We start from the raw sequence: 19,525 nt of genomic DNA on the forward strand, positions 1-19,525 counted from the left end.
TTGAGAAAAGACGGCCTCAGCCAGCGAATCGCTAGCTAATAATCTCGCGGCAAATGCTGCAGATGGCGAGGAAACCGTTCATGGTTCCACCATGTCCCAGCCCGGGGGATGACGTCAAGGCCCGCCTGCGCCCGTTTTTGAGCCAAATTCGCCGCTAAACGCCCGGCAACCGGCTCATGGTTAATCATTGTTAAGACTTTGGGCTTATCTGAGAGGGGCGATCCCTTTTCCTTATTGGGTGCCCCCATGCGAATTTCAGCAGCATTTTTTACCAACGCATTCCTGCTCGCCGCCTCGGCCGCTTATGCCGATAGCCGCGTTTTCATCATTGCCAATCAGGCCGACAGCTACGGCATCGACCAGTGCCTCGCCAAAGGTGACAAATGCGGCGCCCATGCCGCCCGCTCCTATTGCCAGTCACGCGAATTTGCTTCTGCCACCGCCTACCGCCGCGTCGATCCCGATGAAATCACCGGATCGGTTCCGAGGGGCGGAAACGACAGGTGTAGCGGCAGCGGCTGCGACGAATACGTCGCCATTACCTGCCAGCGCTGACCCGGATCGCCACAACGGGCCGTTGCTGCATTGCCACACCGGCGCCGCGGAAACGACGTGACGCTGCCCCGAGAAGCAGCTATGGGATGCGGCCTCGGCCGCACCATGCCGCCCTGGCCGCGCCTTTTCGGCTATAAAGCCGCGCGGATTCGTTTCTGATGGCTGGACATGCCCCTGACGCTGACTACTCCCTTCTCCCGGTGGATTTTGACCTGCGCCGTGCTGCTTGCTGGCATCGCCGCGACGAATTCGGCTGCGACCGCACAAGCCGATCCCGCGCAATCCAATATGGACGCGCTCGCACAAATGCCCCCCGGAGCAGCGCCGCCTCCGCAGCAACAGGGCGCGCAAGCCAACCCGATCTGCATCCGGCTTGAAGGACAATTGGCAGCCGTCGACCGCGGTGCCAGCGGCGGCGATCCCGCCAAGGAAGAACAAATCCGCCGCTATCAGGAAGCGGCAACCAAACAGCAGGCCGAGCTTGACCGCGTCACGATGCAAGCAAAGCGAATGGGCTGCGAAAGTTCCGGCTTCTTCTCGCTGTTCAACGGCCAGTCCGCACAATGCGGACCGGTCAATAACCAGATCCAGCAGATGCGCGGCAATCTCGAGCAGATGACGACCAGCCTCGAGCGGTTGCGCTCAGGCGGCATCGGCGGCGCCGACCGCGAAAACCAGCGCCGTTCGGTGCTGACGGCGCTCGCGCAGAACAATTGCGGCCCGCAATACGCCGCCGCCGCGCGCAGCGGGGGCAGCTTCATCGACAATCTGTTCGGCAACAACACCATCCCTCCGCCGAGCGCCGATCTTGGTGCGCCGTCCGGCACGTTCCGCACGGTGTGCGTGCGCACCTGCGACGGCGCCTATTTCCCGGTCTCGTTCGCCACCTACCAGGCGCGCTTCCAGGACGATGAGAAGACCTGCAAGGCGCTGTGCCCGGCAACGGAAGCATCGCTGTTCACCTTTCGTAATCCCGGCGAAGACATCAACCAGGCGGTCTCGGTCAGCGGCCAGCCCTACTCGTCGCTGCCCAACGCGTTCAAATTCCGCACCGAGTTCAATCCGTCCTGCGCCTGCAAGGCCGCGGGCCAGACCTGGTCGGATGCGCTGAAATCGATCGACGAGAAAGCCGCCGCCGAACAGCAGGGCGACATCATCGTCACCGAAGAGAGCGCGAAGAGGATGCAGCAGCGCGCGATGCCTCAGCAGAAGACGGCCCCCGTCGCCAAGAAAGGCACGGCACCGGCAGGCACGACGGCCGCCGCGCCCGCTCCTGCAACTCCGGCGCCTGCCGCCGAGTCAACCGGCGCGACGGACGAGAAGAAGCCGATCCGCACCGTCGGGCCGACCTTCATCCCGCCGAAACAGTAATTGCAGCGTAATCCTGTCCCGCACCGGGATCACGGGATGATGCCGGTGCGCAACCTCACACGTCACGAACCGGACAAGATGATGTCGGCGGCTTTCTCGGCGATCATGATCGTCGGCGCGTTGGTATTTCCCGACGTGACCTGAGGCATGATCGAGGCATCAGCAACCCGCAGACCCGCAATGCCGTGAACCTTCAGACATGGATCCACCACCGATAGGGCGTCCCTCCCCATTTTGCAGGTGCCGACCTGATGGTGATAGGTGGTCACGGCGCTGCGTGCGTAGTCGGCCAGTTCTTCATCGGTCTGCTTGTCCGGACCGGGATAGATCTCGCGGGCGGTCCATTCGGCCAGCGCCGGCTGCTTTACGATTTCGCGATTGATCCGCATGTTCTTGACCAGAGCCGCGACATCGTAATCCGTCGCGAGAAGGTTGGGATCGAGCATCAGCGGAGCCTGTGGATCCGCACTGGTCAGACGCAATTCACCTCGGCTGGTGGGGCGAATGCCGGCGGCGTTCAACGTGTAGGCATTCGGCGTCACCGCCTCCTGCTCGGGCAAATAGGTGGGCACGTGGAAAAACAGCGGTTGCAGATCTGGGCCCGGCAGCGCCGCGTCCGTTTTCATGAACGCGTGGGCGTGCAGCGGCTGAATGGCCAAGTTGGTCGGCGGCGGAATCTCCTTCGAGCCCTCGAAGATCATGGCGCATAGCGTGTGGTCGTGCAGGTTCTTGCCGACGCCCGGCAGTTCCTTGATCACGGGAATGCCAAATTCCTCGAGTTGTGCGCGCTCGCCGATGCCCGACAGCATGAGCAAGCGGGGCGATTCCAGCGCTCCCGCCGACAAGACGACCTCACGGTTGGCTCTTACCGAATGCAACGCGCCATCCAGCATGTAGGTCACGCCGACCGCCCTAAGGCCATCGATCTCGATCCTTTGCACCAGCGCGCCCGTGACCACGCTGAGATTGTTGCGCCCAAGCGCCGGACGCAGGAAGGCCGCAGCGGTGGAATGGCGCAGGCCGTCCTTTGTTGTGAGATGCGTGTAGCCGACGCCCATGATGTCGGCGCCGTTGCAATCGTCGTTGGCGGGATGGCCGGCCTCGACCGCGGCAGTGACAAAGGCTTTCGTCAGCGGATGCGGCTCGAAGTCCGCCGTGACGTGCAGCGGCCCGCCGACGCCGTGAAAGCTGTGCTCTCCGCGCTGGTAGTCTTCGGACTTCCTGAAATAGGGCAGCACGCTGACGTAGTCCCATCCGGGATTGCCGGCATAAGCCCATGCGTCGTAGTCGCTGGCGTGGCCTCGGACATAAATCATGCCGTTCAGCGATGACGAACCACCAAGCGTTTTGCCGCGTGGCCAATAGATCCGGCGCTGGTGGCAGTGCCTCTGCGGCGCGGTAGTGTAGCCCCAGTCGTATTCCGTCTGCCACAACTCGATCAGGCGCAGCGGCGTCGAAATCATGTCGGAATTATCCGGACGTCCGGCCTCGATCAGCAGCACGCTGGCGCCATCGGCGGTCAGCCGGTTGGCGAGCACGCAGCCGGCCGAGCCGGCGCCGCAAATCACATAGTCGAATGTGCCGTCGAGTGCATGATTACCGTTCGGTTTGTTGGTCATCGGCGTGTGCTTCCTCAAGCGAAACGAGAGCTGGTGAATGGCGATCGGCGGCGAGAACTCAACTGAATACAACCTGGATATCGGTGTATTGCTGCAGGCCTTCCTCGCCAAACTCGACGCCCAGACCCGATTTCTTGACCCCGCCAAATGGCGCGTTGGGTTGAATCATGCCGTGCTTGTTGATCCAGACCGAACCGCATTCCATGCGCCTGGCAATCTCGCGCGCCCTGTCGATGTCGGCGGACCAGACCGAGCCGCCAAGTCCGTTTTCGGAGGCGTTGGCCTGTGCGATCGCGTCTTCGACGTCGCGGTATTTGATGATCGGCAACGCAGGGCCGAACTGCTCCTCGTCGACCAGCGCATCGCCGTTGGTCAGGCCGGCGATGATGGTCGGGTTGAAAAACAACCCGTCGGCCGGCGCGCCGCCGAGGAGGACGCGTCCCCTGCCCCTGGCGTCCTCGACCAGACGGCTGACCTTGTCGAATTGCATCTTGTTTGCGACCGGTCCGAGAATGCTGCTCTCGTCCATGCCGTCGCCCATTGGGATCTTCCTGGTGTATTCGACCAGGGCCTCGCAGACGGCGTCGTGCACGTCCTCATGCACGTAAAGCCGCTTCATCGCGGCGCAGGTTTGGCCCATATTGATGAAGGCGCCCCAGAACAGGCCTTCGGCGATGGCCTCTGGATCGACGTCCGGCAACACGATGCCCGCATCGTTGCCGCCCATCTCGAGCGTCAGACGCTTCATGGTTTCCGCCGCCGACATCATCACCTTCGAGCCGGTGGCGCATGAGCCGGTGAAGACGATCTTGCGGATGCCGGGATGCGACGCCATCGCGCCGCCCAGATTGTTGGTAGCATCGTCGCAGGAAACCACGTTGACCACGCCCGGCGGCAGGACCTCATTGATCAATTCGACCATGCGCAGGGTCGACAGCGGCGTGTAAGGCGAGGGTTTGGCGACGACGGTGTTGCCGGTGCGGACGGCGGGCAGGATGTGCCAGGTGGCGATCAAGGCAGGCCAGTTCCAGGGCGTGATCGAGCCCACCACGCCGAGCGGCTTGCGGTACATCTCGACCCGCCCCTCATTGTTGTCCTGGAGAAGCTGCATCGGCAGGGACAATGAGGCGGTATAGCCGGCCCACGCCTGCACCCCGCCCATTTCGAAGCGCGAACCGACGCCGTTCAGCGGCTTGCCCTGTTCCTGGGTAACCAGGGCGGCGAGTTCTTCGGCATGCTCGCCGATCTTCCGGGCGATCGCCACGCAGGCCGCTGCACGCTCGGAATCCGGGCTTGCCGACCAGCCCGGAAAGGCGCGCTCGGCGGCCGTGACCGCCTTGTCCAGGTCGGCCGCAGTGCCGTTAGGTGCAAGGCCCACGATCTTGCCCGTCGCCGGGTTGGACACCGGGAAACTTGAGGCGGCGGCGACGGCCTTGCCGTCGATGACCATCGAATAGGTTGTTGCAGTCTCGGGCATCCCGTCGTTTCCCCCGTGGCCCGCCGGCGGTTCGCCGGCATGACGCACATTGGAAAACGGCTTGCGGGATTGTCTTGGAGCTACGCGACAGCGCGATATGGACGGAAACGTCAATCCGCGGCGCTGCCCCCCGGGCGCGCGGCACAGCCGGGCGCGACGCCGTAGCGCTTGCGAAACTCGCGATAGAAATATGAGAGATCGTTGAAACCCTGCTCATACGCGATCTCGCTTACCGTCCGCGGTCCGGACGCGGGCGATCGCCGCCGCAACGCCTCATGGGCGCGCGCCAGCCGCGTCGACATCAGCTTCCGGCCCGGCGTTTCCTCGATCTGCCTGAATTCACGCTGCAGCTTGCGCAGCGACACGCCAAGATGACCGGCAAGTTGCTTGGGGCCGAATTCCGGGTCGCTGGCGTACAAGTCGATGGCACGCACCGCCGCGGCAATCAGGCTTCGATCATCTGCGATTTGCGGACGCGCGCCATTGCGGCGTTCGAACAGAAACGCGCCGAACACGCTAAAGAATGCTTCGGCGAGACGATTGCTGCCGCCCGACTGGCCATCGAGCATGCGCTCGAGGACCGAGCGCATCGCAAGGCTCAGCGCATCTTCGCGTCTGAGATCGATCCCGCCATGGACGCTGTCTCCGAAGCGGCGGATGACTTCGTCGCGCGGCAGATGCAACGATATCTGTTCGCCGTAGCGGCCCTGAAACTCGAAGCTCGCCGGCTCAGCCGAATCCACCAGGAACATGTCGCCCTCGCGCAGCAGCGCGCGATAGCCGCCCTGGCGCATCAAAACCCTGCCCCTGGACTGAATGATCAGGAAGAAATAGTCCGCGTCATCGGTCCTGATATCGCGCTGGTCGCGCACCACGCGATCCGCATCGAGACCGATGGATGCGATCTCGACGCCGCAAAACCGGTCCAGTGCGATCCGCCCCTTCATCTGCCCGCTTCGGCTTGCCGGGCTGACGTTGAAATGACCGCAAACGCTGGTGATGTCGGCCTGGAACGAGTCGACATCCAAATAGGAGCGTGACGTAAACGGCGGCATCATCAGCCAAGGCCTTCTTCGTGCAGGACGGCCACAACCTTCCGGCAAGCAAAAGGCGTACCATCCTAGGCAAGATGAAGACGAGGAGTCAAAGCCTTAGCCGTCGAACACGTCCGCCGAGGCGCGCCCCGCGCGGGCGGCCAGTTTCTCGTCAGGCGCCGGCAATGCCTTGCCGTTGTCGCGAAAACGGTTGGTGATGGGATAGCGGCGGTCGCGGCCGAAATTCTTTTCCGTGACCTTGACGCCCGGCGCCGCCTGACGACGCTTGTATTCGGCGATGTTGAGCAGCCGGTCGATCCGCGTCACCACATCGGCCGGGAAACCCGCCGCGATGATGGAAGCCAGCGGCTCCTCGCGTTCGACCAGCCGTTCCAAGATGCCGTCGAGTATCTCGTAGGGTGGCAGCGAATCCTGGTCGGTCTGGTTCTCGCGCAATTCCGCGGTGGGCGGGCGGACGATGATGTTGACCGGAATGACCTCGCCCGACGGGCCCAGCGCGCCGTCCGGCTTCCATTCGTTGCGCAGGCTCGACAGCCGGAACACTTCGGTCTTGTAGATGTCCTTGATCGGATTGAAGCCGCCGTTCATGTCGCCATAGAGCGTGGCGTAGCCGACCGACATTTCCGATTTGTTGCCTGTCGTGACCACCATCGCGCCGGTCTTGTTCGAAATCGCCATCAGCAGCGTGCCGCGGGTGCGCGCCTGCAGGTTTTCCTCGGTGATGTCGCGCGGCAGGCCGGCAAACGTGCCGGACAGAATCTTCTCGAACCCGTTCACGGCATCCGCGATCGGCAGCACCTCGTAGCGGAAGCCCAGTGCAGTCGCGAGCTTGGCCGCATCGTCGAGCGAGACCTGCGCGGTGAAGCGGAACGGCAGCATCACGCCGCGGACACGCTCCGCGCCGAGCGCGTCGACCGCGATCGCCGCGCACAGCGCCGAGTCGATGCCGCCGGAGACGCCGAGCAGCACACCGGGAAAGCCGTTCTTGCGGACGTAATCGCGCAGGCCGAGCACGCAGGCCGCGTAATCGCCCTTGTCGCCGTCGATCAGCGGCACTACCGGTCCATTGCAGCGCCAGCCGTCCGGGCTCTTGGTCCAGATCAACGTCGTGATGTTTTCCTCGAACGCCGGCATCTGCGTCGCGACCGAAAGGTCGGCGTTGAGCGCGAACGATGCGCCGTCGAACACCAGTTCGTCCTGCCCGCCGATCTGGTTCAGATAGACCAGCGGTAACCCGCTCTCGGTGACACGGGCGACCGCGATCGACAGCCGCAGATCGTTCTTGTCGCGGGCGTAAGGCGAGCCGTTCGGCACCACCAGAATTTCCGCGCCGGTCTCGGCGAGGCACTCGACGACGTTTTCATACTCTTCTGACTCTTCGAGCCAGATGTCCTCGCAGATGGGGACGCCGACCCGGACTCCCTTCACCGTCACCGGCCCCGCGGCCGGACCGCGTGCGAACAGACGTTTTTCGTCGAACACGCCGTAGTTCGGCAGATTGGCCTTGAAACGAAGTGCCGTGATGCGGCCATCGTCGAGCAAGGCACAGGCGTTATAGAGCTTGCCGTCCTCGACCCAGGGCGTGCCGATCAGCACCGCCGGGCCACCGCCCGCGGTCTCGCGCGCCAGTTCCTCGACCGCCGCGCGGCAAGCCGCCTGGAACGCCGGTTTCAGCACCAGGTCTTCCGGCGGATAGCCGGTGATGAACAACTCCGGCAGCACCAGCAGATCGGCGCCGGCGGCTTTCGCCTGCTCACGCGCGGCGCGCGCTTTCGCGGCGTTGCCGGGGACGTCGCCCACGGTCGGGTTCAACTGCGCCAGCGTAATTGTGAATTTCGGTTCGCTCATACGCCAATGGTGCCCTGCACACGCCGAAACTTCAATCGCCGCCTTTAGAACGCGCCTATGCGTTCGGCGATGGCAAACAGCCAGAACGCGCCGGACATCAACAGCGCCACGCCGACCGCAGCCGATCCCATGTCCTTGACCCGCCCGATCTGCGGATCATGGTCGGTGGTGAGCCGGTCGGCGAGCTTTTCGATCGCGGTGTTGAGGATCTCGACGACGAGAACGAACGCCACCGCCGCGACCAGTTCCACCCGGCGCATCACGCTGGCGCCGACCAGCCAGGCCAGCGGCACCGACAGCGCCAGCGCAAACAGTTCCTCGCGGACGGCCTGCTCCGACCGGATCGCAAAAGCGAGGCCGTTACGCGTATTGATCGTGGCGCGCCAGAGTCGCAGCAAGTCAGAAACCCGCTGCAGCCGGTATCGGTTTGACCTTGCCGGCGCGTTCCTGCTTGAGCAGTTCGGCGATCAGGAAGGCCATGTCGATCGATTGTTCGGCGTTCAAACGGGGATCGCAGACCGTGTGATAGCGGTCGTTGAGGTCCTCGTCCGTGATGGCGCGGGCGCCGCCGATGCACTCGGTGACGTCCTGCCCGGTCATTTCCAGGTGAATGCCGCCGGCATGGGTGCCTTCCGCCTGATGGATGGCGAAGAACGACTTCACTTCCGACAATATCCGGTCGAACGGGCGGGTCTTGTAGCCTGAATTCGAGCTGATGGTGTTGCCGTGCATCGGATCGCACGACCAGACCACGACGCGCCCTTCCCGCTGCACCGCGCGGATCAACGGCGACAGATGATCGCCGACCTTGTCGGAGCCGAAGCGGTTGATCAGCGTCAGCCGGCCCGGCTCGTTGTCGGGATTGAGGATGTCGATCAGCTTCAGGAGTTCATCGGGCTTGAGCGACGGGCCGCATTTCAGGCCGATCGGGTTTTTGATGCCGCGGAAATATTCGACATGGCCGTGGTCGAGCTGGCGGGTGCGGTCGCCGATCCAGATGAAGTGGCCCGAGGTGGCGTACCAGTCGCCGGTGGTGGAATCGACCCGGGTAAAGGCCTGCTCGTAGCCCAGCAGCAGCGCCTCGTGGCTGGTGTAGAAATCGGTGGCGCGAAGCTCGGGATGGCTTTCGAGATCGAGACCGCAGGCGCGCATGAAGTTCAGCGCGTCCGAAATACGGTCGGCCAGTTCCTTGTAGCGGCGTGACTGCGGCGAGTCCTTCAGGAAGCCCAGCATCCACTGATGCACGCTGCCGAGATTGGCAAAACCGCCGGTCGCGAACGCACGCAGCAGGTTGAGGGTCGCCGCCGACTGCCGATAGGCCATCAACTGGCGCTGCGGATCGGGGATGCGCGCCTCGGGCGTGAACGCGATGTCGTTGATGATGTCGCCGCGATAGCTCGGCAGCTCGACGCCATTGATCTTCTCGGTGTTCGACGAGCGCGGCTTTGCGAACTGCCCGGCGATGCGGCCGACCTTCACCACCGGCAGCGCGCCGGCATAGGTGAGAACGACGGCCATTTGCAGCAGCACGCGGAAGAAGTCGCGGATGTTGTTGGCGCCGTGCTCGGCAAAGCTCTCGGCGCAATCGCCGCCCTGCAGCAGGAAGGCTTCGCCGGCGGCGACGCGCGCGAGCGATTTCTTCAGATTGCGGGCCTCGCCGGCGAACACCAGCGGCGGAAAGGTAGCCAACTGCGCCTCGACATCAGCCAATACCTTGGCATCGGGATAATCGGGCACCTGCAGCACCGGTTTGGCGCGCCAGCTATCGGGTGTCCACCGCTCGGACATGACGTTAACTCCTGAGCAAAAACCGCGACTTACCCGCAGTTACGAAGGGCCGGGTTATACACAGGGCGATGGCCAACCGCCATGAGATTTCCACCTGCCCCGTCAAGCCCTTGCGGGTGTCCCCGTCAAGCCTTGCGGGTCTCCCCGTCAAGCCCTTGCAGCAAAAGCCGAATTCGCATTTGTTAAGGCCAAATCGCGAAAAGCGAGGAAGGAAATCGCGGGTGGCCGAGCTGGGGCTGGACGACGTATTCATCGACGATATCACGCTTCCCGCGGCGGATGGCTATCCGCTGGGAGCAACGCTGTTCTTGCCGCGCGGGGCCAAGCGCCACGCCGTGCTGATCAATTCGGCGACCGCGGTCCACCGCAAGGTCTATCGCGGCTTTGCCGGCTACCTCGCCAAGCGCGGCTGCGCGGTGCTGACCTATGACTACCGCGGCACCGGCGACTCGCGGCAGAAGTCGATGACCGGCTACAACCAGCCGAAATCGCTGGTCGGCTTCAAGGCCTCGATGTCGGACTGGGCCGCGCAGGATGTAACCTCCGCGGTGGCCTGGATGCGCGAGCGCTACAAGGCGCTGCCGTTTGCCTATGTCGGGCATTCCTTTGGCGGCCAGGCGCTGGGTCTGCTGCCGAACAACACCGAGATTTCGCGCGCGCTGTTTATCGCCGCCCAAGCCGGCACCTGGAAACTGATCGCGGTGCCCGAGCGCTATCGCGTCTATGCGATGCTCAATGCCGCGGTCCCCCTCACCCGCGCGTTCGGCTACACGCCGGGCTGGCTCGGGCTCGGCATGGACATGCCGAAGGACGTATTCCTGCAATGGGTCTCCTGGGTGATGAGCCCGCGCTACATGTTCGACGACAAGAATCTGGCGGCCTTGCAAAATTTTCCGAACTACAAAGGCGCGTTGCGCGCGCTGAGCATGTCTGACGATCCCTGGGCGACGCGGCCGGCGGTGGAGTTGCTGTGCTCGGGATTTACGTCGATCAAGCCCGAGATCATCACGGTGACACCCAAGGACACCGGCGCCAGCCGGATCGGCCATTTTGGTTTCTTCCGCCCTGAGCATCGCGACACGTTGTGGCGTGGGGCGGCGGAATGGATCGAGGCGGCGGAGTAGTCGTTGATGTCGTCCCCCTCGTCGTCCCGGCGAAGGCCGGGACCCATACCGCGTGATCTCTCAATAGAAGCTCGGTAGCAGAGACCTTTCGCAAAACGTCTCCCTGTGGTTATGGGTCCCGGCCTTCGCCGGGACGACGTGGATATAGCTTCGCATTCTCGCGACGCATTGCGCCCGAGCTTTGCCAGAAATTCCTCGCCCTCTCATCAAGAGGGCGCAGGGAAGACCGGGTGCGCGCTGCACCCGCGGTCTCGCGTGCGGTTTGCACTAAGTAGGCTGCACACGAGCATACAGGGCAGCGGTGAACACCCGGCCTTCCCTGCGCAATGGCTTTACGGCTTATGCCGTGATCTCCCCGGAGACGAGTTCTTGGTTGACTCCGTCACCGCCGGTTCAGCTCACGCTTAGCCGACGGCTTGACGCCAGCAACGGGCGCCAGGACCACACGGTTTTGCCGTACGCTCATCCACGCCGTCGTCTCAGCGTAAACCAGCGTCCATCGCAACCCGCCCAACGTCCGTGACGACGGCCGACGCCCTTCTGAGTAGGACGGGATGGGCCAACATATGCACCTGATTTCCCTTCTGGTAAACAGAAATATTTTTTATTTTAGGGCTTGACATGGATTCCGCAAATCAGAAGTGTTCTGCGAACGTGATGAGCATCACAGCTCCACAACAACCCACCGCCTATTCCATCCGGACTACGCTTTTAGGAGTTCTCCGTCCTCATGGACTGCGACAGACGCGAAGCGTTTGCGCGAGAGATAAACATCCGTTCATCAACCTTGCCGGTTCATCCTGAAACAATCATTCGGGAAAAAGTGGAACATGCGCGCGCACCGCGCATTGATTGCCGATAGCCAGGAGGAGAAACACGATGTTCAAGAAATCCCTGATCGTCGCGGCGTCGCTCGCGTTGGCTTCGTCCGCCTTTGCGCAATCCGGAACCAAATCACCTGGAGCATCGGATAGCTCACCGGGCCATCAGATGCAGGGCGCCAAGAAATCAACGGCTCCGGGTGCGTCGGAATACGCGCCGGGTCACAAGATGAAGGCCGCCAAGAAATCGACGGCACCGGGCGCATCGGAACACGCGCCGGGTCAGCAGACCACGGGCAGCGCCACCAAGAAGAAATAGGCTCGCTCGCTAGAGCGACGCGCCGCGGAGGCCCGGCACCCAAAGTGTCGGGCCTTCGTTTTGCGCGCGGCAAGATTTCGCACCTTCGGCCGGAAATCAGCTTCGTCATTCCCCGATGCGCAATTGCGCATCGGGGAATGACGAAGGTCCGCAAGGCGGGTCAGGCTTCCGCCTTCACGCGCTGAGCTGTGTCGAACAGGTCCGCCTGCGCATGAGGCTCTACGGCAGAAAGGTCGTTGACCGGCCCTGCTTTGCCGGCGCCCAAAAACTTGACGCCGTAGGTCTTGCCGCGGCGCCAGACGACTTCGCAGGACTGGTGCTTTGGGCGATCGCGCACCAGCGCCAATCCGAACTTGTCCCTGACGTCGATCGCGACATCGGTCACGATCCTTGCGCCGCCCGGCGATACGTCGAGCACGAAGCATTCACGGTTGGTGAGGCCATCATCCACCGTCATCCAGGCCGGCTGCTTGTGCAGTTGCCGGCGCGGTTCGCGCACCACCTTTGGCTTAAGGGCATCCATCGTCACGGGTGACATCCGTTGGGTCAGACCACCAACTTGAAGGCAGGACCGTAAGGTTCCCTTAGCGCTTTAACGGCGCATTGAATCGAAGTTTATGGATTTGCAGCCGCGCGCCATCGGGGCGGCCGGCATTGTGACGTCGGTCACGGTGGCGGACCGGCCGCTGTGGTTCTTCCATCACCATCGCATGTGGCTTTGCCACCAATCAATGGAGACTGGACATGAACACCGACAATCGCGAACTCAACGCAATCGAGCTCGACGCCGCGAACGGCGGCATGAAGTGGACGCCCGGCACCAAGAACCCCGACGTGATCGACGCCCGCGGCGGTCAATTGTCGTTCCTCGGCTTGACCTTCACCTTCGACATCAACGGCAAGGTCAGCAGCTACGGCCCGAGGCCGTAACCCGGCGCGGCGCGGCGTGGATGCCCCACGCTGCCGCCGCCTTGAGGAACTGATGTTGCCTTAGGGAGTTTTATTTCCATGACCGAACCATTGCCATTGCTGATGGAAAATTCGATCCAGATCGCCTGGGATTATCTCGAGGGGACCGCCGAACTCGGCGATCCCGAAGTCGCGGCGCGCTTCCTGACGGATGCCGTCGAGACCCTGATCCGGCGCGGCGAAACGCGAAAGCTGATGCTCGCGAACCGGGCGATCGACGCCTACAAGCGGTTCAAGGAAGAGCGCCTGCTGTCGCTGGTCTCCTGAACCCACCTGCCGACAGTAGCCGCATGAGCACCGCGATATGCGGGCTACTGGCTGATCTGGCTTTCCCTGTGTGATTCAGCGCACGGTTGGTTTTCAGAACGACGGCTAGTGTGCCTGCATGACGCGCGATCACCGCGCGTCCTTCGGACACAACGGAGCGGGACAATGACCAACGAAATTCGCGAACTGAACCTGAACGAGCTTGCGTCCGTCAGCGGCGGCACGGATCCCCTGCGCCTTCTGGCTACGGTGTCGCATTTGCAGGCCAGCAACGCGAACGACGCGTTGGCCGGTGCGCTGGCCGGCGCTCTGGGCGGCGCAGGGACAAAAGGCCCGTCGCGCAAGATTGGCTAACAACAAGACATTGAGGGCCGGCCCGGTCTGCTTGACGGGAGGCCTCGCCTCGACGCATCGGCGGACAGGCCCGAGCAAGTAGCCCGCATGAGCAGCCCGATATGCGGGGACCAAGACCCGGATGTCGCGTTGCTCAGCCGGGCTAACCTGCTGCCTCACATTTCCGGCGTTGAGCCGACGCCCGGCCGGGCATCGGCGTTGTCATCAACCATGTCAGCGAAAAATTAGACGAAGGTGCTGCGCTCGCCGCTGGAACCAACGCTTCGATTCAAACTTGAATAAGCGTTCCACGGAGTGCCCAGGCCATGACTGGATTGCCGTTAACCGTGCCCTATGGCGCCGATCAAACGCTGTATCTGGTGATGGATACGTTCGGTCCGAGGGATTTGCAGCTGCAGAATCCGATCGAGCGCCCCGATCTCGATACCGTGATCAACGATCTGATGCTGGCGCGCTTTAACAACCCGGTCGGAATCTACGCCTTCAACACGCTCGAACACTGGACCGCCGACATCTCCAAAAATGTCGCAGAGGAAATTCAGTGCCGCTGTGATATTGAGGGGGCTCCGGTGCCGGCGCATCTCGAAGACTTTGTTGCGAACAGCCTGAGCAGCGTTCGGACCCGGAAGCCCTAGATGGATTGGAAGCACCAATGAATTGGGTTTACTGGAATACGTTCTTGTCGCTGGTCGTCAGCTCGATCTGGTTCATGACCATCGTCTCGCATCCCGACTCCGTCGTCGTCGACAGGCATCCCTCCAAGCCGCCCGCGCGTTAAGCGCACGAAATAGGCGCTGCCCAAAAAAGCAGCCGCTTCGCTCCCGCGGAATCCCGGGAGGTTGCGCCTCGACCACCCAGGGGATCGCTGAGCCATTGCGCCCAGCGCGCGGACGCATCCTCGCGCCGCACCGTGCGGGCGAAATAGCGGCCGCTACTGAAACCAGAGTTCTTTCTTTGCGGGCCGGTTTCGACGGGAAGACTGCATGAACGCCCCGAACACCTGAATGAGATTGCGGATTGTGGGCCGTCAGCGCCGAAACGTCGATGCAGGGAAACGCAATGACACCGTAGTGATACGGAAGACAAATCACCCGCAAATCATTTATGCACGTACCATGGAAATCGCCCTCACCGTCATGCTCGCCTTCGTCGGCATCGCCTCCTGCGCGGTCGTGATGATCAGGATGTGGGGGCCGGAGGCCTTGGCTTTCCGGAGAAGGTCGTCGCGGGATACGAAGTAACTCGCACGCTGGTCAGGCAACGGCCAGCGTCGGGATGTTCTTGATGTCCTCTCCAAGCTCCCGCTCGGCCTGATCCAAATCGTAGCGCTTTTGCAGATTGAGCCAGATATCTGGACCGTTGCCGCACAACTTCCCGAGCCGCAACGCCATCACCGGGGTAACCGGCTGCTTCTCCTTCAGGAGATCGTACAACGTCTGACGCGACACGCCGAGCAGCCTGGCTATTTCTGTCTTGGGCCGGTCGAGAGCGGGCAAAATCTCCTCGCGAAGAAGTTCACCGGGATGCATCGGCGGCAAACCACGCTTCGGAAGCTTCTTGGTCATGGCTTGATCCTCAATGGTAGTCCTCCAGATCGACGTCGAGGGCATCGCCTTCGGTCCAACCGAATGTAATGCGCCAATTTCCGCTGGCGCTAACCGCACAGCGCCCCCCGATCGCGGCCGACCAGCGCATGAAACCGGAATCCCGGCAAATTCATATCCTCTGGCCGCGACGCGTCATCGAGCGCCCTCAGTATGCTGGCAATCCGTTTCGGATTCTGGACGCTGAGCCGGCGCCCGTCCCCGGTCGCGAAAAAACGTTCGAGAGCCTTGTCCCGCAACGAGCGGATCATGAGCGACATGTAAGGCGATACCTTACGATCGTCAAGCAGTACCTTACACGAGACCGCGCTGTTCTTTCGCCTCATGAGCCGCCGATTGCTTCACGGCCAGGGAAACCTTCGCTGCCTCGCGCGTTTGTTGGCAGGGGAATACGGAGGACGGCCGATGCGAACCCTGGTTTCAGCCATGGCCCTGAGCGGGATGGCGTGCCTGATGCTGTCGTCGTCAGCCGCATCGCAAACACCGGCGCAAGGCGCGGATGCTGCGGCCGGCCAACAGGCGTTCAACAATGCGTGCCGGACCTGCCACACGATCAAGGAGGGCGATAACCGGCAGGGCCCAAATCTGCACAAAATTATCGGACGGAAGGCAGGATCGCTGCCGGGCTACGGTTATTCCAGTGCCATGAAGGAGGCAGGCTTCGCCTGGGATGCGGACAAGCTCGAGCGTTTCATGGCTAACGCCGATGCGGTCGTGCCCGGCAACACCATGAAGCCGTATGGCGGTCTCGCATCGGCGGACGAGCGCGCAAAGATCATTGCTTACTTGGAGTCGGGCACGGCCGGTCAATAACAGGCGGGAGGGGGTGCACCGCGTCATGGTCGCCAGGGTGGTCGATCTCACCGGCTATGCCGGGGTTCGGCACGTCCGGGTATCGCTGGTGCGCGGATCGCTCGATGGAAGAAATACACAAGACAGACGCGCGCTCGCTTCACGTGTGAACCTATCGGGAATACATTGACCTGGATCAATATTGCCGGCGGTCCAAGTGTACCGGTGTTGTGCCGACTTCGAGGAAACTCCAATGCGCACTTTGGCTTTGACGATCTTGACGATGAGTATCGCCCTGGCAGACGGGCAAGCCCGGGCTCAGACATATGGCCCAGGTTTTTACGGTCCCCAGGCTTATGAGAGCGTTCCGAGCAGCTACTGCCTGCAAGGGCGCGTATGGGGCTATCCGGGCAATTGCCAATTCTCCAGCTACGCCCAATGCATGGCCACCGCCAACGGTACCGACGCCTATTGCGGGATCAATCCCCACTACGCTTTCGCACTGCAGCGGCGCGGCGACTATCGACCCCGATACTGAGCGGCAGTGAAGCAATGTCGCTGCAAGTAGCTGATATCTCGTCGATAGCATCGTTCTCGGGGCGCGCGGGCCGCTGGCCGGATCATGCGCGCTCGTCCGGGCTACGCGCGCCCTACTCCGCCGCCGCTTCCCGCACATAGCGCGCCGTCGGCGTCCGCATCGTCACGAGTTCTTCGGCCGCGGTCGGGTGCAGCGCGATGGTGGCGTCGAAATCGGCCTTGGTTGCTTTCATCTTCACGGCGATGCCGACGGCCTGCGTGATCTCGGCAGCGGCTTCGCCGACGATGTGGCAGCCGAGCACGCGGTCACTCGTGCCGTCGACCACGAGCTTCATCAGGACGCGGGTGTCGCGGCCGGACATCGTCGCTTTAATGGGCCGGAAATCGGTCTTGTAGATATCGACGTGGCTGAACTGCGCGCGGGCTTCGGCTTCGGTGAGGCCCACGGTGCCGACTTCGGGCTGCGAGAACACCGCGGTCGGAATCGTGGCGTGATCGACTTGCACCGGGCGCTTGCCGAACACGGTGTCGGCGAAGGCATGGCCCTCACGGATCGCGACCGGCGTCAGGTTGATACGGTGGGTGACGTCGCCGATGGCGTAGATGTTCGGCGTCGACGTTTTCGACCAGGCGTCGACGGCGATGCCGCCGTTCTTCGGATTGATCGCGACACCCGCCGTCTCCAGCCCGAGATTGGCGACGTTCGGATGGCGGCCGATCGCGAACATCACCTGGTCCGAGGCGATGCTCGATCCGCTGGAGAGGTGCGTGGTGAATTCCTTGCCGTGTTTTTCGATTTTCGCGATGGTGCAGCCGGTGATGATGTTGATGCCATGCTTCTCCATCTCCGCGCGCACATGCTTGCGCACGTCCTCGTCGAAACCGCGAAGGATGTTGTCGCCGCGATAGATTACGGTGACGTCGGCGCCGTAGCCTTTGAAGATGCCGGCGAATTCCAGCGCGATATAGCCGCCGCCCTGGATCACGATGCGCTTTGGCAACTCAGTGAGGTGGAACGCCTCATCCGAGGAGATCACGTGCTCGATGCCGGGAATCTCGGCGCCGTGGTTGGGCCGGCCGCCGGTCGCGATCAGAATGGTTTGCGCGGTGACTCGCTTGCCGTCGGACAGGCGCAGCGTGTGGGCATCTTCGAGCACCGCGCGGGCCTTCACCACCTGCGCGCCTGTCTTCTCGACATTGGTCGTGTAGATGCCCTCGAGCCGGGCGATCTCCCTGTCCTTGTTGGCGACCAAAGTGGGCCAGTCGAAGGAAACTTCCGGGATGGTCCAGCCGAAGCCGGCGGCGTCCTCGATCTCGTGACGGACATGCGAGCCGATCACGAACAGTTTTTTCGGCACGCAGCCGCGGATCACGCAGGTGCCACCCATCCGGTATTCTTCGGCGACCATCACCTTGGCGCCGTAGCCGGCCGCGATGCGCGCGGCGCGGACGCCGCCCGAACCACCACCGATGACAAACAGATCGACGTCGTATTCAGCCATGGTCAGCCCCTGTCAATTCCCCCTCGCCCCGCTTGCGGGGTCTAGACGAGCAAAGCTCGCTCTTAGAGGGTTGGGGTGAGGGGCTCCCTCCACGAGCAACATGCGCGTTGAGACCTGTACCCCCTCACCCGGCGCTGCGCGCCGACCTCTCCCCGCAAGCGGGGCGAGGTAACCGAAAGATCAGATTTCCTTGCCGCGCTTCCTCATCTCGGTGCGGAACTGGCCGTTGATCACCTCGGCAAAGGACTGCGCCCACTCGTTCATATAGGCCATGCTGCCCGAGATCGCCTTCGGCTCGTTCAGGATCAATTTCTGGCCGAGCGGCGATTTGTAGAACGTCGCCAGATCCTTCAATTCCTGCTCGGTGAACTCGTTGGCGTAGATCTGCGCCATGCCGTCGCCGATTTCCTTCTCGCGGCCGGCCAGATTCTTGGCGACGATCACGGCGACCTCGTTGAGGTCCTTCTGATAATTGAGGTTGGCGCCGAGCAGCACGTTCTTGGTCTTATCGACGAGGCCTGGAACGGCGTTGGAATACATCGCGCTCGCGTTCTTCATGTTCAGGATTTCCTTGGCCGCGGCGATGGCGCCAGGCGACGCGGGCTTGCCGGGTATGGCCAGGGTGGGCGCAGGGGCATTTTTCTGCTGCGCCATGGCTGGCGCTCCGATCAGCGCCAGTGCCACCGCGAGACCCGCAGCCGACAAACTTCCGGAAAGACTCTTCATTCCAATTCTCCTCAAAGATTCGGCGCTATCGCCGTTCAACTACGCGAATTCCCTGTGCGCCGGCCAGCACGGCCGTGCGGGCCAGGCCAATGAACAGGCCGTGTTCGACGACGCCCGGGATCACGCTCAACAAGCCTGCCAGGCGCGGCGCATCCGGTATTTTCCCAAGATGGGCATCCACAATCCAGTGGCCGCCATCGGTGACAAAAACGTGGCCGTCTTTGGCCTTCCGGACCTCCATTTGCCCGGAAACGCCGCTTTGCGCAAATGCTGACACGATCGCCCGCTGCGTTGCGGCGAGCCCGAACGGGATCACCTCGACAGGCAGGGGGAAGCGGCCGAGAACATCGACCCATTTGCTGTCGTCGGCGATCACGATCATGCGATCGGAGGCGGCCGCCACGATCTTCTCCCGTAGCAGCGCACCGCCGCCGCCCTTGATGAGATTGAGCGCGCCGTCGCACTCGTCGGCGCCGTCGACGGTGAGATCGAGGTGGTCGATCTCGTCGAGCGTGGTCAGCGGCACGCCGCAGGCCTGCGCCTGTGCACGGGTCGCCTCGGAGGTCGGCACGCCGATCACGCGCATGCCCTTCGCGACCTTCTCGCCGAGCAGTTCGACGAAGTGCTTGGCGGTCGAGCCGGTGCCAAGCCCGAGCTTCATGCCGTCCTGTACATGCTCCAGCGCGCGCGCCGCCGCCTGCCGTTTCAATGCGTCCATGTCCACGTGGATATGCCCTTTGAAAATCCGCCGGTCTGGCGGCGCATATCTAGCGTCGTTTGGGCGGCAGGAATAGCGC

The 19,525-nt window shown here is 62.8% G+C and carries 22 protein-coding genes; 11 read left to right on the forward strand and 11 right to left on the reverse strand.

Features of this window, described 5'->3' with window-relative positions; translation table 11 throughout:
- Positions 1–246 precede the first annotated feature (246 nt).
- Positions 247–555, forward strand: a complete 309-nt coding sequence (locus JQ611_RS04230; RefSeq protein ID WP_212269523.1) for a hypothetical protein — start codon at positions 247–249, stop codon at positions 553–555.
- 168 nt (positions 556–723) lie between these two features.
- Positions 724–1,926, forward strand: a complete 1,203-nt coding sequence (locus JQ611_RS04235) for a DUF2865 domain-containing protein (RefSeq protein WP_212269522.1) — start codon at positions 724–726, stop codon at positions 1,924–1,926.
- Positions 1,927–1,988: 62 nt separating this feature from the next.
- Here the strand turns inward: JQ611_RS04235 and JQ611_RS04240 are convergent, their stop codons facing one another.
- The 6 genes from JQ611_RS04240 to JQ611_RS04265 all read right to left on the reverse strand — a co-directional run bounded on the left by JQ611_RS04240 (position 1,989) and on the right by JQ611_RS04265 (position 9,713).
- A complete protein-coding gene (locus JQ611_RS04240) occupies positions 1,989–3,545 on the reverse strand; it encodes a GMC family oxidoreductase (protein WP_212269521.1) in 1,557 nt (518 codons plus the stop codon).
- Positions 3,546–3,603: 58 nt separating this feature from the next.
- Positions 3,604–5,022 carry an aldehyde dehydrogenase family protein gene (locus JQ611_RS04245; protein ID WP_212464599.1) on the reverse strand — a complete coding sequence of 473 codons (1,419 nt, stop codon included), beginning with the start codon at positions 5,020–5,022 and terminating at the stop codon, positions 3,604–3,606.
- A gap of 110 nt (positions 5,023–5,132) precedes the next feature.
- Entirely contained in the window at positions 5,133–6,080 is a 948-nt protein-coding gene (locus JQ611_RS04250; RefSeq protein ID WP_212464600.1) for a helix-turn-helix domain-containing protein, read from the reverse strand.
- 93 nt (positions 6,081–6,173) lie between these two features.
- Entirely contained in the window at positions 6,174–7,925 is a 1,752-nt protein-coding gene (locus JQ611_RS04255; RefSeq protein WP_212464601.1) for an NAD+ synthase, read from the reverse strand.
- A 44-nt stretch (positions 7,926–7,969) separates the two neighbouring features.
- Positions 7,970–8,323, reverse strand: coding sequence for a diacylglycerol kinase (locus tag JQ611_RS04260; RefSeq protein WP_212207353.1), 354 nt, complete (start codon positions 8,321–8,323; stop codon positions 7,970–7,972).
- A 1-nt stretch (position 8,324) separates the two neighbouring features.
- Complete coding sequence (locus JQ611_RS04265; RefSeq protein WP_212464602.1) at positions 8,325–9,713, reverse strand: class II 3-deoxy-7-phosphoheptulonate synthase; 1,389 nt, start codon at positions 9,711–9,713, stop codon at positions 8,325–8,327.
- A 221-nt stretch (positions 9,714–9,934) separates the two neighbouring features.
- On the opposite strand from JQ611_RS04265, the gene JQ611_RS04270 reads away from it, so the two are divergent.
- Together JQ611_RS04270 and JQ611_RS04275 are read left to right on the forward strand one after the other, a co-directional pair.
- Entirely contained in the window at positions 9,935–10,837 is a 903-nt protein-coding gene (locus JQ611_RS04270; RefSeq protein ID WP_312011861.1) for an alpha/beta fold hydrolase, read from the forward strand.
- A gap of 879 nt (positions 10,838–11,716) precedes the next feature.
- A complete protein-coding gene (locus JQ611_RS04275; RefSeq protein WP_212269462.1) occupies positions 11,717–11,977 on the forward strand; it encodes a hypothetical protein in 261 nt (86 codons plus the stop codon).
- 160 nt (positions 11,978–12,137) lie between these two features.
- Here the strand turns inward: JQ611_RS04275 and JQ611_RS04280 are convergent, their stop codons facing one another.
- Positions 12,138–12,500 (reverse strand): PilZ domain-containing protein, encoded by a 363-nt coding sequence (locus JQ611_RS04280; RefSeq protein WP_249132919.1) that lies wholly within the window; start codon positions 12,498–12,500, stop codon positions 12,138–12,140.
- Positions 12,501–12,721: 221 nt separating this feature from the next.
- Between JQ611_RS04280 and JQ611_RS04285 the strand changes: the two genes are divergently transcribed.
- The 5 genes from JQ611_RS04285 (at position 12,722) to JQ611_RS42370 (ending at position 14,345) form a co-directional block, all read left to right on the forward strand.
- Positions 12,722–12,907 (forward strand): hypothetical protein, encoded by a 186-nt coding sequence (locus JQ611_RS04285; protein WP_212464604.1) that lies wholly within the window; start codon positions 12,722–12,724, stop codon positions 12,905–12,907.
- Between the two features lie 78 nt (positions 12,908–12,985).
- Complete coding sequence (locus JQ611_RS04290; RefSeq protein WP_212269459.1) at positions 12,986–13,213, forward strand: hypothetical protein; 228 nt, start codon at positions 12,986–12,988, stop codon at positions 13,211–13,213.
- A 165-nt stretch (positions 13,214–13,378) separates the two neighbouring features.
- Positions 13,379–13,567, forward strand: coding sequence for a Blp family class II bacteriocin (locus JQ611_RS04295; protein WP_212386098.1), 189 nt, complete (start codon positions 13,379–13,381; stop codon positions 13,565–13,567).
- Between the two features lie 305 nt (positions 13,568–13,872).
- Positions 13,873–14,202 carry a hypothetical protein gene (locus tag JQ611_RS04300; RefSeq protein WP_212269457.1) on the forward strand — a complete coding sequence of 110 codons (330 nt, stop codon included), beginning with the start codon at positions 13,873–13,875 and terminating at the stop codon, positions 14,200–14,202.
- A gap of 17 nt (positions 14,203–14,219) precedes the next feature.
- Entirely contained in the window at positions 14,220–14,345 is a 126-nt protein-coding gene (locus JQ611_RS42370; protein WP_283813472.1) for a hypothetical protein, read from the forward strand.
- 475 nt (positions 14,346–14,820) lie between these two features.
- Here the strand turns inward: JQ611_RS42370 and JQ611_RS04305 are convergent, their stop codons facing one another.
- Complete coding sequence (locus tag JQ611_RS04305; RefSeq protein WP_212464605.1) at positions 14,821–15,132, reverse strand: HigA family addiction module antitoxin; 312 nt, start codon at positions 15,130–15,132, stop codon at positions 14,821–14,823.
- A 480-nt stretch (positions 15,133–15,612) separates the two neighbouring features.
- On the opposite strand from JQ611_RS04305, the gene JQ611_RS04310 reads away from it, so the two are divergent.
- Together JQ611_RS04310 and JQ611_RS04315 are read left to right on the forward strand one after the other, a co-directional pair.
- Positions 15,613–15,984: a cytochrome c family protein gene (locus JQ611_RS04310; protein ID WP_249132920.1), complete on the forward strand. Its 372-nt coding sequence runs from the start codon at positions 15,613–15,615 to the stop codon at positions 15,982–15,984.
- A 262-nt stretch (positions 15,985–16,246) separates the two neighbouring features.
- Positions 16,247–16,501 carry a DUF3551 domain-containing protein gene (locus JQ611_RS04315; RefSeq protein ID WP_409411251.1) on the forward strand — a complete coding sequence of 85 codons (255 nt, stop codon included), beginning with the start codon at positions 16,247–16,249 and terminating at the stop codon, positions 16,499–16,501.
- 112 nt (positions 16,502–16,613) lie between these two features.
- On the opposite strand, the gene gor is transcribed toward JQ611_RS04315, so the two are convergent.
- The 3 genes from gor to rpiA form a co-directional block, all read right to left on the reverse strand.
- Positions 16,614–18,002 carry a glutathione-disulfide reductase gene (gene gor, locus JQ611_RS04320; RefSeq protein ID WP_212464607.1) on the reverse strand — a complete coding sequence of 463 codons (1,389 nt, stop codon included), beginning with the start codon at positions 18,000–18,002 and terminating at the stop codon, positions 16,614–16,616.
- Between the two features lie 180 nt (positions 18,003–18,182).
- A complete protein-coding gene (locus tag JQ611_RS04325) occupies positions 18,183–18,728 on the reverse strand; it encodes a DUF2059 domain-containing protein (protein WP_212269453.1) in 546 nt (181 codons plus the stop codon).
- A 25-nt stretch (positions 18,729–18,753) separates the two neighbouring features.
- Positions 18,754–19,446, reverse strand: coding sequence for a ribose-5-phosphate isomerase RpiA (rpiA, locus tag JQ611_RS04330; protein WP_249132890.1), 693 nt, complete (start codon positions 19,444–19,446; stop codon positions 18,754–18,756).
- Positions 19,447–19,525: the final 79 nt, after the last annotated feature.

Source organism: Bradyrhizobium sp. AUGA SZCCT0182 (assembly GCF_018130185.1).
GTDB lineage: Bacteria > Pseudomonadota > Alphaproteobacteria > Rhizobiales > Xanthobacteraceae > Bradyrhizobium.